The 12,689-nt window shown below is 50.8% G+C and carries 12 protein-coding genes; 4 read left to right on the top strand and 8 right to left on the bottom strand.

The annotated features are described in order from the left end of the window. The first annotated feature begins 15 nt into the window (after positions 1–15). Complete coding sequence (locus tag WFK81_RS19895; protein WP_336788120.1) at positions 16–444, top strand: GNAT family N-acetyltransferase; 429 nt, start codon at positions 16–18, stop codon at positions 442–444. Positions 445–1,506: 1,062 nt separating this feature from the next. Here WFK81_RS19895 and WFK81_RS19900 read toward each other — a convergent pair. From WFK81_RS19900 to WFK81_RS19910, 3 genes are all read right to left on the bottom strand, one after another. Beyond that, entirely contained in the window at positions 1,507–2,469 is a 963-nt protein-coding gene (locus tag WFK81_RS19900) for an aldolase catalytic domain-containing protein (RefSeq protein ID WP_132303190.1), read from the bottom strand. Positions 2,470–2,562: 93 nt separating this feature from the next. Further along, positions 2,563–3,564 (bottom strand): hypothetical protein, encoded by a 1,002-nt coding sequence (locus WFK81_RS19905; protein ID WP_336788121.1) that lies wholly within the window; start codon positions 3,562–3,564, stop codon positions 2,563–2,565. A gap of 122 nt (positions 3,565–3,686) precedes the next feature. Next, on the bottom strand, positions 3,687–4,427 hold the full coding sequence (locus tag WFK81_RS19910; protein WP_336788122.1) for a GTP cyclohydrolase II: 741 nt from the start codon (positions 4,425–4,427) through the stop codon (positions 3,687–3,689). Between the two features lie 292 nt (positions 4,428–4,719). Between WFK81_RS19910 and WFK81_RS19915 the strand changes: the two genes are divergently transcribed. Further along, positions 4,720–5,058, top strand: coding sequence for a winged helix-turn-helix transcriptional regulator (locus WFK81_RS19915; RefSeq protein WP_336788123.1), 339 nt, complete (start codon positions 4,720–4,722; stop codon positions 5,056–5,058). A gap of 149 nt (positions 5,059–5,207) precedes the next feature. Here WFK81_RS19915 and WFK81_RS19920 read toward each other — a convergent pair whose 3' ends face one another. From WFK81_RS19920 to WFK81_RS19930, 3 genes are read right to left on the bottom strand one after another with little or no spacing between them, the layout of a single operon-like run. Beyond that, a complete protein-coding gene (locus WFK81_RS19920) occupies positions 5,208–5,972 on the bottom strand; it encodes an ABC transporter permease (protein WP_336788124.1) in 765 nt (254 codons plus the stop codon). Further along, positions 5,969–6,727, bottom strand: coding sequence for an ABC transporter ATP-binding protein (locus tag WFK81_RS19925; protein ID WP_336788125.1), 759 nt, complete (start codon positions 6,725–6,727; stop codon positions 5,969–5,971). Before WFK81_RS19925 ends, WFK81_RS19920 begins: the two co-directional genes overlap by 4 nt. A 26-nt stretch (positions 6,728–6,753) precedes the next feature. After that, the gene (locus tag WFK81_RS19930) at positions 6,754–7,989 is read right to left on the bottom strand and encodes a DUF445 domain-containing protein (RefSeq protein WP_336788126.1); all 1,236 of its coding nucleotides are present in this window, start codon (positions 7,987–7,989) and stop codon (positions 6,754–6,756) included. A gap of 110 nt (positions 7,990–8,099) precedes the next feature. Between WFK81_RS19930 and WFK81_RS19935 the strand changes: the two genes are divergently transcribed. Both WFK81_RS19935 and WFK81_RS19940 read left to right on the top strand, forming a co-directional pair. Continuing rightward, positions 8,100–9,443, top strand: a complete 1,344-nt coding sequence (locus WFK81_RS19935; protein WP_336788127.1) for a TrkH family potassium uptake protein — start codon at positions 8,100–8,102, stop codon at positions 9,441–9,443. Positions 9,444–9,605: 162 nt separating this feature from the next. Further along, on the top strand, positions 9,606–10,832 hold the full coding sequence (locus tag WFK81_RS19940) for an aspartate aminotransferase family protein (RefSeq protein ID WP_336788128.1): 1,227 nt from the start codon (positions 9,606–9,608) through the stop codon (positions 10,830–10,832). Here the strand turns inward: WFK81_RS19940 and WFK81_RS19945 are convergent. Next, entirely contained in the window at positions 10,823–11,224 is a 402-nt protein-coding gene (locus tag WFK81_RS19945; protein WP_336788129.1) for an acyl-CoA thioesterase, read from the bottom strand. The two genes, WFK81_RS19940 and WFK81_RS19945, sit on opposite strands and share 10 nt — an antisense overlap. A 271-nt stretch (positions 11,225–11,495) precedes the next feature. Next, positions 11,496–12,671, bottom strand: coding sequence for a trans-sulfuration enzyme family protein (locus WFK81_RS19950; protein ID WP_336788130.1), 1,176 nt, complete (start codon positions 12,669–12,671; stop codon positions 11,496–11,498). Between the last annotated feature and the right edge of the window lie 18 nt (positions 12,672–12,689).

Genomic DNA, 12,689 nt, shown 5'->3' on the forward strand with positions numbered 1-12,689 from the left:
GAGAACAAGAACAACATGACAATTACTTCAAGATTGGTTACCAATGAACAGGATTTGCAGGCGGTCTACGACATCCGCAAAAAAGTTTTTGTGGACGAGCAAGGCGTACCAGCCGAGAACGAGTACGACGAATTCGAGGAATCGTCCAAGCATGTCCTGGTCCTCTACAATAATGAACCCGTAGCTGCGGGCCGTGTCAGAGTGGTGGACGGTGTTGCAAAACTCCAGCGCATTTGCGTCCTTGCTTCCCACCGCAAATACGGACTAGGCCGCGCCGTTGTGGAAGCCCTTGAGTCTGTTGCCCGCGAAGACGGCCTCAAGGAAGCGAAGCTGAATGGCCAGACGCATGCCGAAGCCTTCTACGCAAAGCTGGGCTACCATACCGTCTCCGACGTATTCCTGGAAGAGGGCATCCCTCACGTAACCATGAAAAAAACATTGTAAACTCTCTGTTACACCAGAAAGGAGCTGCGATTCAACGGCAGCTCCTTTCTTTTTGTGTTTCCGCACCTTTCTACACATTCCTTTCTCTGCTTCTCTGCTTGTCTATATATGCATACCTTTCCTCATTTGGCTTCCCTTTCTTTTTTCACACACCGCTCCTCATTTGGCTTGACTTTCTTCACACCTCTCCTCACCTTCCCTCCATCCACATTCCCCTCTCCTCACTTCCCCTTTTTCATTTCATTCGCCCTTCTCCACTTCCCCTTCTGCATTTCCCCTCTACCACTAGCCCTTCGCCACTTCCCCCTTCAGCATTTCTCCCTCTACCACTTGCCCTTCTCCACTCCCCTCTTTACGTGCGCTTTATATACTTGCCATGCCCCACCCGCTTTGCGCTTTTAGCTAACACGCCTGACCGGGCTCCTCACTCCCGCCAAAAGCTGCCCCGCGCGCCCAACTATACAGTTCTAACGAAACTAGGTAACCTTATTTACTCAAAAAACTCGCTCCTGACGTTCTAACGAAACCTGGTATCGCTATTCACCTGATTTGCCCTCGTATTCCCTGCAAAACAAGCAAATAACGTTATGTAGTTTCGTTAGAATTCCAAAATCGCCCATTTACTTCAAATAACGATACTACGTTTCGTTAGCGCCTAGTCGGTTAAGATTTTCATTTGGTTTATCCTGCAGCTGCGGGCAAATCTCTTTTCCGCAAGTCCCTATACGCTTTTCCTGCCCGGCGCCTGGAATCCACCAGGCGCCTCCACGTCCCACCAAAAAGGGGCTGCCTATTTTTAAGGCAGCCCCTTTTGGGGAAGAGTGCGAAGAAAGTGAAGAACGCGGAGTGAGCGAAGAGAGGGAATTGTATCTCCTGGAGGAGCGCAGCGTCTGCCTTTGCCAATCTGAATACTCGTTAGCCGAGTAAATTCAAATATTCAGAGTGGCAACAGCAGCCGAAGGAGATACAATCCCGTCCTGAGCAAAACGCAGCGTTAATCCCGCCCTGAGCATTCACTTATCCATAATAAAAAGGCTGCCTTAAACCAAGGCAGCCCCACCATTACTTGCTATGAGCAACTTCGGGAGTCGTCAAACGATCGTAGAAGTCAACGCATTTATCTTTGTCTTCGGAATCACGAAGCGCCATTGCCGAACGTGGATGTTCATCCAACATGCCTGTAATCATGTAAGGGATAATGTAGCCCCATTCTTCCTTCTCGCGAAGAGGAATCATGTATTTCTCGATCATGTCGAGAACCGGACGTACATTGTATTTCGCGTTTTGCAGATTAGCGACAAGCAGCTCCGTATTGCAGTTGCCCGCAGCGCGGCCCATGCCGTATACGGAAGCGTCAAGCAGCTCTACGCCTTTTTCCGCGGCAAGCAGCGTGTTTGCAAAAGCTAGCTGCATGTTGTTATGCGTATGGATGCCGAGGCGTTTGTTAGGCAGATGGTGCTGGAACTTCTCAATTAGGTAGCTGTAGTCGTTAGGCTTCAGGCTGCCGTACGAGTCTACGATGTAGACAACGTCGACCACGCTTTCCTTGATCAATTCAAAGGCATCGATCAACTGGTTCTCCATCACGTTGGAGAGCGCCATGATGTTAAGCGTTGTTTCGTAGCCGCGTTCATGGAACAGTTGAACCAATTGCAAAGCCTTGTCTACATCCTGGATGTAGCAGGCTACGCGGATGAGGTCAAGAAGGCTCTCGCTGCGCGGCAAAATGTCATTTTCGTCTACGCGGCCGATATCGACAAGAGCGGACAGCTTGGTATTGCCTTTGTTAGGGATGACTTGCTTCAGGAAGTTGTCATCCAGGAACCGCCAAGGACCAGCCGTGTCGGCGCCTTTCAGCAGCTTAGGCGAGTTTTTATAGCCGATTTCCATATAGTCCACGCCGGCTTCGTTCAATGTATTATAGAGATGTTGAACGAATTCAACGCTGAAATCCCAGTTGTTCACAAGTCCGCCGTCGCGGATCGTACAATCGACAATTTTACAATGGCTAGTTTTCGAATTCATGTCCTACTCCTTCTGGTTCGTTTATGTTACCTTCAATCATACTTGAAATAGATGCGGAACGCAAAGTAATTTTGTCGTTTTTTGGATTGCGATTCAGGCTTCCTTCAGCAGCTTTAGTGCCGTCTGGCGGTAGTTTTTCTGGAATTCCTTCACCTCTGGAAGCAGCTGCGTTCCGGCAGGCCCACGCATCATACCGACATCATCCGACTTCGCCAATATCTCCAAAAAACGGCTCGCCATAATACCGGTAACGGTATCCGGATATTCCTTAGATACTTTCAGATAGCTTGCTTTCACTTCCGGCAGCAGCTTCAAATTGCTTGAATCAAAGATTGGGGTATTCGAAAGTCCGTTCAAATACATTCTCAAATAAGTATCCAAATAGATACTTTGGACCTCCGTATATTCCGGGGTATCCGCATATTGCTTCAGGAAGGTTTCGGCCATCACCGCTCTGTTCGCTAATTCGTTCCACGTAATGACAAGTCCGGCATCCATCGCAGCCGGATCGCTTGATTCCGCGGCTTTCAAGGCGATATAGCTGTTTAACGGCTTGGATAGATACATACTGTATTTCTGCTGGTTGCCGTAGTCCACAATCGGATAGATGGTACCTTCTACCCATACCAGCTTATAACCGCCGGACAGCTTGGTCACCACAAGCTGTCTGACCGCTTCATTGGGAATGGATGCTGCGTTCGCCGAGGTAATCGGCCAGTCCATTTCCGTCAGCACATTTTGCACATGATCGCCGAAGAAGGCTTTCTGGGAAGCGGGCAGATCCTTCGCGTAAAAGCCGTAAAGCTCCCTAACCATCTGGTCCGCATTATTCTGCCCCGCTTTGTTCAAATTCTCGTTCAGGAAGGATACGATTTCGGAAGCTTCCTTCGCCGTGCTGACCACCGTCTTAAATTTATGTATGAGAGCATCCTGATCGGAGCTTTTCTCAACCGCTTCCGTAGCTGCGGGTTGCTTGCTTGCCCGGTCGGACCGAACGGCGTTTTCATTTTGTTCCGCTTTGCTGCATCCCATCAATCCGATCACGATGCAGAAGGTAATTAATCTATATAAGGACAGTTTTAGACGAGAGTTCATATGCACCCAACCTTCCGTTCCATATAGTGTATGCCAGATTGAGCATATCCATTAGACGACAGGACAGATCGATTGGTTTCGGTCCATGCGCAAAAAAACAGGCCGACTAGTCGGCCTGTTCCTTATTTTACCGCCAGCTCCCGCTCGAAATGGCCGGAACGGGCAACCTTGGTGGATAAATATTTCTCATTATGAACGGAGGCTTCTCCCCACAGCGGTACGCGGGAGGTGATGTTCATCCCGGCATCGCGAAGGGCTTCTACCTTGCGCGGATTGTTCGTAATAATGGATACCGGCGCTTGGCGCAGAAGCTTCAGGACATCAATAGCTTCGCTGTAGTCACGCGCATCCTCGGCAAAACCAAGCTCAAGATTGGCATCTACCGTATCAAGCCCTTCCTCTTGAAGCAGATAAGCCATCGCCTTGCTGAACAAGCCGATACCGCGTCCCTCATGGTTGGCCAGATAGAACAATGCGCCTGCTCCATTGGCCATAATCATGCGCATGGACTGTTTCAGCTGGAAGCCGCAATCGCAGCGTTGGCTGCCGAAAATATCGCCGGTATGGCAGATGCTATGCATCCGGATTACAACTTCTTCCTCATGCTCGAAATCGCCGTAGACGAGAACACTCGACTGCTGGAAGTCCGCGTAATGAACTTGATTAAGCTCCGTAATCAGCTCTTCCACGGATTCGCTCTTCCCAATGTCGCGGCGGAGCCAGCTGTACCACTGGAATGTTACGGTTTCCCCGTCCAGCTCGACCGGCAGCTTGATTGGACCTACGACATGGATCGCATGATCGCCATTGTCGATGGTTTTAATTTTATTTTTCAATATCGATAAGATATGTTCATTAGACATGTTTACCGCACCTTCTTTTTAGCTGAATAATAAACCACGAATAATTGATCAAATTCTTGCAGTAGTTACCAGTATATTGAGAAATATGCCATGGCGCAACAGGCGGCTGGTTCATCCTCCCATTAGCCCATATAGGCCGAAATGGAAAAACTGCAGATCACTTCGTTACTAATAGTAACTAATTATAAATTCATAAACAAGTGACGTCAAGTTACAAGCCCAACAAAAGTTTGCTTGTATTCATTTAACAATGTGACTATAATGGAATGGAAATGAACCAGAGGTGATCGTTATGGAGCAATCTGACCTTTGTCCGCGCGTGCAGAAAGGGATGGATCTCATTGGAAAACGTTGGATCGGCCTGATCATTTATCAGCTGTTAGCCGGCCCGCAGCGTTTCTGCGCTGTTCAAGCCGCGCTTCCGATCAGCGGCAGGCTGTTATCCGAACGTTTCAAGGATTTGGAGAATGAAGGAATCGTCACCCGCGTTGTTTATCCGGAAATTCCTGTCCGCATCGAATATTCCCTGACTGAGAAAGGCCGTGCCTTAGAGCCTGTTGTGAGGGAAATCGAGAAGTGGTCACAAGAGTGGATAAGCTTGGAAGAAGAGGCTGCGACCCTTTCTGAATAAATGAATTTTTGGTAAAAAGCTTGTCTTTTCCGATACGGAAAAGGCGGGCTTTTTTTTATTTCTTTTATATTGATTACCGCTCTCTAATTATAGAACGCATGTTCGCAATGTTCAATAGAATTTACAAAATCTTTTTCTAATCTCATTCTCTATTTATCCCCCTTAAGCAGGGGCAGAAGCCTGGCATCCTTCGTAAACCATAGCTTGTAGCTGATCAAGCTGAGCACCATTGCGGTCATTGCCGCGGAGGAAGCCAGCACAAACATAATGAGGATCTGATAACGGACCGCTTCTATCGGATCGGCTCCTGCCACAATCATCCCTGTCATCATGCCGGGCAGCTGCACCAGTCCTACCGTTTTCATGCCATCCAGTGTCGGGATCATGCTGGCTCTGACGGAGCGCCGCAAGGAACCGTGGACCGCCTGCTTTTCCGTTGCCCCAAGGGCAAGAAGCATCTCCATCTCTCCCCTGGCCGTCTCCATCTCTCTCTTCATCTGATTCAGGAGCAAGCCGCATACGATCATCGAGCTTCCAATAATAATTCCGCTGACCGGTATGATATATTGCGGCGTCGGATCTATAATGCCTAGGCCAAGCAGAATCGCCATCGTCACCCCTTCCGTGCAGGCCAGTGATATGGCAATCCGGCTGCGGATCCCCCGGACATGCTTCGCCTTGGCTCCCGCATTCCATGAGGCAACCAAAATCATGCATAGAATGATGAGGATAATAAAAGCCGGATGGCTGGTTTCGAATACGAAATGAAGAACATAACCGATAAACAGCAGCTGAACCGCAGAGCGTATCGTGCCGATCAGGATTTCCTTCTCCAGTCCAAGCTTCTGCTTCATGGAGATCAATGCAGCAACCGCAACAAAACATAACGTGCATAGGAGGGCAATATTGTTCATTGCTTTTCCCCCCTTGCTTCCTGCAGGCCGCGAATAAACAATCTTGCCGATTCCGTAGCCGGATTTACGAAAAACACTTCTGTATCGTTCCGTTCGAGCAAACTTCCCTCTGCCATAAACCAGACCTGATTGCTGATCAAACGAGCTTGATCCAGATCATGCGTGATCCATAGGTATGCTCTCTCCGATTCGTCGGCCCGTTCAGACACCCACTCCATAAGAAGCTTCTCAACGGCCCTCTTGCTGCCCGGATCCAGCGAGGACGTAATCTCGTCAAGCAGCAGCAGCTCGGGACGAAGCAGCAGGGAACGGACTAGCGCAAGCCGCTGCTGCTCTCCGCCGGAAAGATCCGCCGCTTGCTTGTCCCAGTCCATCTGTCCAAGGCCAACAGCCTGCATATATCGCCGGGCCAGCTCTTCTTCAAAAGGCTTGTTATGAAGCTCGCTGACCGTACGGAGATTGTAAGCAACCGTGCCGCTACGCATGACCGGCTTCTGGGCTACATAGGTAACCCTTTTGCGCCAGCTTTGCGGCTTGAATTCCGTGGAAGGCTGCCCATCCAGACGTATGGCGCCTTTATCTAAAGGCTCCAGCAGCGAAAGGATGCGAAGCAGCGTGCTTTTCCCTTGGCCGGAGCCTCCTAGCAAGACAATCCGGTCTTCCGGCCGGATCTCTGCCGTTATTCCGCTGAACAGCCATTCATCCCGATTATCGAATTTGGATTTTGCCATTTCATTTACCTGCAATACGGTCATCTGTTTATCCTCCAATGCTCCACGGATTAAAAGAAGGAAAGGATGATGCCGACGATAAAGCCGCATACCGCGCCGTTAACCCTGATCCACTGCAGGTCCTTGCCGATCTTCTGCTCCAGCATTTGCACCAATGCCTGATCATCCATCTGGTTGACATTATCCCGGACGAGCATGCCAATCCGGTAATGGTTCTTCTCAATCCAGCTGACCAAATAGGCCAGAATAGACTGCTCCCAGCGATGGATCAGATCCTCTCTGCTCTTCGCCTGTTCTACCAGGAAGCGGAAGGCTTTGACGAGTATGCGTCCCCCGTTCAGGCATTCCTCCTCCAGCTTATCGAGCAGCAGCTGACGGAGCTCTTCCAGACGAAGATGGATAAACCGTTCTACTCCAACGCTCTCCGCGCCGGATTCCAATCCAGCCTTCAGGCGGGCCATAAGCTCTTCATTGGAAGACAAGGCCAAAGCATGCTTTTTCAATTCATCGAGCAGCTTCTGCCTGTTCGGATTGCCCGGCGTGCCAAGCTCCTTGATACTCGAGAGCAGCATGCCTTGAATGATGGGCCCCAGCTTCTCCGGACTCATAAAGCCAACAAAGGCCTGCACGGCAAAGCCCATAAAGCCGCCTACCTGCAATTCTTCCATCTTGCTGTGCGCCAGTCTTCCGAAGAATTGCTCGGTTTCCCGCTTCTTCACCCATTCCTGTCCTTGCGCAAGCACGAAATCCAATGCTTTCTCGTCCCAGCCTTCATAGACGAATTTGTCCGTCAGCTTGTCGACGATCGGAACGATATCCTGCTTGCGGATATAATCCACGGCGAGCTCCTGAATTTTTGCGCTCAGCTTCTCGAGCGGAACCTGCTCAAGCGAGGACTGGGCGAACCGCAGGACGCCAACCCGCAATTTACGCTTGCCGATCAGCCCCGTAATGCCCGATGCCAATCCTCTGAACAGCTTCAGCTCCTTCAGCTTTTTGCTGATGCTTTCCTTGTTCAGCAGCTCGTTTTCCATCGCCGATATAAGAGAATTGACGATTTTGTCCCTGTTCTTCAGCAGCAGGGAAGTATGCGGAATCGGAATGCCGAACGGATGTCGGAATAGAGCCGTAACCGCAAACCAATCGGCAATCCCGCCGACAAGACCCGCTTCAAAGCCGCTCTCCAGAAGCCGTGTCCACCAATTGTCCGGCAGCCACAACCGGGTTACGATAAAGCCGATAAACATAATGGCCAATGACAAACTCGCAATGTATCTTGATTTCATAGTAGCTGTAGTCCTCCTGTACGGTTTGCTTTATACTAATTATACCAGATAACGTTAGGAACTTAGAATTTTCGATAAGTCCTAGGCTCCATGAAAGGTGATACACGGCTTTGAAGATATCGATACTTACCAAAATCAGTCCGCCCCAAATTCTGACCGGAGGCTTTATTGTTATTATTCTGATCGGCTCTATCCTGCTTTCGCTGCCCTACGCTTCGGAAGACGGCATGCATACGTCCTTTATTGACGCCTTTTTCACCGCCACAACGGCGGCCTGCGTAACCGGACTTGTTGTCGTCGATACCGGGACGCATTTTTCCGCCTTCGGCGAACTCGTGATCCTGATACTGATGCAGGTCGGCGGACTTGGCTTTATGACGATGGCTACCTTATTCGCCCTCGCCTTCCGCAAACGGATTTCGCTCCGGGAACGGCTGTGGCTGCAGGAATCGATGAGCCATACCTCGCTGGAGGGGATTGTCCGTTTTATCCGCCGCGTTCTGATCTACGCCTTTACGATCGAATTTGCCGGCGCCCTGCTCCTGACCTTGCGCTGGTCGGCCATGATGCCGTTCGATAAGGCCTTGTATTACGGCGTCTTCCACAGCGTGTCGATGTTTACGAATGCCGGCCTCGATATCATGGGACCGATTCATGGTCCTTTTAACAGTTTTACCAATCATGTAGACGATCCGGTCATTAATGCGGTGCTCATGCTGCTTATTTTTCTTGGCGGAATCGGTTTTATCGTCCTGGCCGAGGTGATTGACTTTCCGAAAATACGCAAGCTCTCGCTCCACTCCAAGGTAGTGCTGTATACGTCCGGCCTCTTGTTCCTTGGAGGAGCGGTTCTCCTCTTTATATTCGAATATACGAATACGCTGGAGCCGCTTAGCTTTGCGGGCAAGGTGTACAGCTCCTTGTTCCAGTCGATCTCGCCGCGCTCCGGCGGCGCGAACACGCTGAATATCGCCGATATGCGGAATGCGAGCCAATTCCTGCTTATTATTCTGATGTTTATCGGAGCCTCCCCGGGATCCGCGGGCGGCGGCATTAAGGTCACGACCTTCGCCATTCTGATCGGAGCCGTTATGGCCATGATCCGCGGGAAAGAAGATGTCGTCTTCTTCAAGCGCCGATTGGCAAAAGACCGGGTCCATAAAGCCCTGACGATAACGGCTGTTTCCGTTGCTACTATCGTTTTGTTCACGATGATTCTATCTGCCACGGAAGAGACGGATTTCCTGACGGTTATGTTCGAGGTCACCTCCGCCTTCGGAACAACGGGCTTATCGATGGGTTTAACCCCGCATTTGACCGAGATCGGCAAAATTTTAATTATCATCGTGATGTTTATCGGAAGGATGGGGCCGCTCACCCTTGCTTATACTCTAGTTCCGAATCAGTCGAAAGAGCTCTACCGGCATCCGGAAGGTAAAATTACGATTGGATAAAAGATAGCTTGAGGCCATCCTCGCTTATGCGGGATGGCCTTTTCCCATTCCTGAGGGCAGGAAAAATATTCTTTTCGTGAATGGCTTATTCGGATATTGAATTAATATGCATTATACTGTATATTAATTCACATCATGTTAGAGACGGAGGTTCGATCATTCATGGAATCGTTAACGAAAACAACCGACAGCTTGCTCGCATCCGCCAAGCAATCGCTCCTATATACGGCAAATCGTCCTGAAGTAATCATGACCCGCGGTGAAGGTATGTATTTGTGGGATACCGAAGACAAGGCCTATCTGGACTTTATTGGGGGATGGGCCGTGACCAGTCTTGGCCACTCCCCAGCCGTATTGCAGGAGGCGCTGGCTTACCAAAGCGGTCAGCTCGTGCATGCAAGTCCGGGTTTCTACAACAAGCCCATGATTGAGTTCGCGAGCCTCCTGACGGAGATTTCGGGCTTTGACAAAGTCTTCTTCGCAAGCAGCGGCGCCGAGGCGAACGAAAGCGCCATTAAGCTTGCCCGGAAGCATGGCGCCCTTCATCTGAACGGCGCTTACGAGATTATTACGTTGACGAACAGCTTCCACGGCAGAACGCTCGCCACGATGTCCGCAACCGGCAAACCGGCGTTTGAATCTTTATTCGAGCCCAAGGTCCCGGGCTTCAAGCATGTGCCGATTAATGATTTCGACGCCTGCTTTGCCGCGATCAGCGATAAAACCTGCGCGATTATGCTTGAGCTTGTGCAAGGCGAAAGCGGCGTCCACTCGGTAGAGGCTCCGTATTTGCAGGCCCTGCGCAAAGCCTGCGATATTTACAACATCATGTTGATTTTCGACGAGGTGCAGACCGGACTCGGAAGAACCGGCAAGCTGTTTGCCTATGAGCATTATGGCGTGAAGCCGGATGTTATGACGTTAGCAAAAGGGATTGCCGGAGGATTTCCGCTCTCGGCGATGCTGACCACCGGGAAGTACGATCTGTTTGAGCCCGGCGATCAAGGCGGTACTTACAGCGCGGCGCCGCTTGGCATGGCGGCCGGCCATGCGGTGGTGAGCGAAATTCTGCAGCGGGGATTGGCGGACAATGCGGCTAAACAGGGGGCTTTTATTCAAGAGAAGCTGACCGGGCTGGCTAAGAATTACGCGGTTAGTCAGGTTCGCGGCAAAGGGCTGCTGCTTGCTTTTGACGTGCCCGAGGGAGCTGCCCCAGCCCTTGCCGAGCAGTGCATGAGCAACGGTCTGCTTGTTAACGCGCCAAATGCGCGCTCGATCCGCTTAATGCCGCCGCTTATCGTAACTACCGAGGATGCAGAGAAGATGATTGAGATTCTGACCGGCGTACTAGAAACCTGCGGTCTGAAAAATGAGGCCGTTTATTCCTGAGTGGAAAAAAACTTTCTCAGCTCATCCGGGACCACGCGGCTTTTGCGGGTTGAATGATCCATCGTTACGCTCGTAACCAAGGCATCGGCACGCACTTCGCCGCGCTCGTCCTTAATCTCCTGTTTCAGAACGTAGCTGGAATTACCAATTCGTTCAGGCTGGCAGGTGACCGTTAATTTGTCGCCTTGCCTGCACTCTTTTTTATAATTCACGTTGATGTTCACGGTAACCGTTTGTATATTCATGCTGGCGAAGGTTTCATAAGAAAGCGCGCATTGCTCGTACCATTCCTCGCGGCCCCATTCGAAATATTCCAGGTATTTGGCGTTGTTCACATGACCGTTGACATCGATTTCCGTTGAGCGAACAATGATGGGCAGCGACGTTTTCATTTCATCCATTCTCCTTCAATATAGTAAAGTGACTACTTACTAAAATAACATATGCCCTTGCTCAAGCCAAAAAAAGGCTGTCCAAAGTCATTAGTGACATCGGAACAGCCCTTTTTGTTGAGTGATAAAGCCACCTGTATGACTCCATTCCCAGTAGAGGTAGAGTTACATTGGATTTCGTACAACCTGATTTCACTGGAGTAAATCCAACGTACGGTGAGCTGGTTGGCCCCACATTAGCTACCCTGCATATCCATTTAATGAATTGACGTTATGTTCCGACGACCTGCCGCCAAGCCTGCTCGATATCCCCGATCAGCGTTTGCGGATCCTCCAGACCGATGTACAATCGGGCTACCGAAGGGTTATTCCCTTCCAAATTGCGGTTTGCCGGCGTTTGCCCAACCGTGACCAGACTTTCGAAGCCGCCCCAGCTAACGCCAATCCGAAAGTAACGCAAGGCATCCGCCCATTTCTTCAGCATTTCTACCGATAACTGCGTCTCGAAAGAAAATAGACTGCCGTATCCGTCCAATTGCTTGCATGCAAGAGCGTGCTGCGGATGCGAAGGCAAGCCGGGATGATTCACCCGGTTCACGAGCCGATGCTTCTCCATGTATTCCGCGAGAATCAAGCCGCTGCGTTGATGTCTTTCCATCCTGAGCGGCAGCGTTCGCAGCCCCCGTATCATGAGGGAAGCCGTATGCGGCGTCATAACGCCCCCAAACAGCATATATCCTTTGTTTGCAATTTCGCCGATGAGCTCCGCGCGTCCTGCCACAACGCCACCCAAGCAATCGCTATGGCCGGAGAAATACTTGGTCATCGAGTGGAGCACAAGATCGATTCCCCAAGCCAGCGGTCGCTGGAAGCATGGCGTCGCCCAGCTGCCGTCAATCATCGTAAGAACGCCCGCCCGTTTCGCAAGCGCCGCGACTCCCTCCAGATCCTGAAGCTGGAACAATCCGGATGTCGGGCTCTCCAAATAGATCAGACGCGTGTTTGGCCGCAAAGCGTCTTCGAAGTCGGATAAGAGACAGCCGTCGACGTAGGTAACTTCGACCCGGTACCGTTCGGACAATTCGTCCAGAAACTGTCTTGTCGGCCCGTATGCTTGATTGACGCAGATGACATGGTCGCCCGATCGCAATAGGGCGTGCAAGGAGCCCGCTATGGCTGCCATCCCCGATGCGAAGCAACGAGCTTGCTCCGCCGCTTCCAGCTCGGCGATTTTACTTTCCAAATATTGCACCGTCGGGTTATTGCCCCGGGAATAGACGGTGGCGGCCAATACGTCCTGCATGGCATGATCGAACGATTTATGGTTTTCGAACGCGAACAGGCTATTTTGATAAATCGGAATCGTTACCGCGCCGTAATGCTTCGTATCCACCTCGTCATGCGCGACTTTGGTGTGCAGCCCTTCATCCATTTGTCTTCTCTCCATACGCATTCATTCCTTTGC

Origin of the sequence: Paenibacillus sp. MMO-177 (assembly GCF_037147795.1) — a bacterium.
Lineage (GTDB): Bacteria > Bacillota > Bacilli > Paenibacillales > Paenibacillaceae > Pristimantibacillus.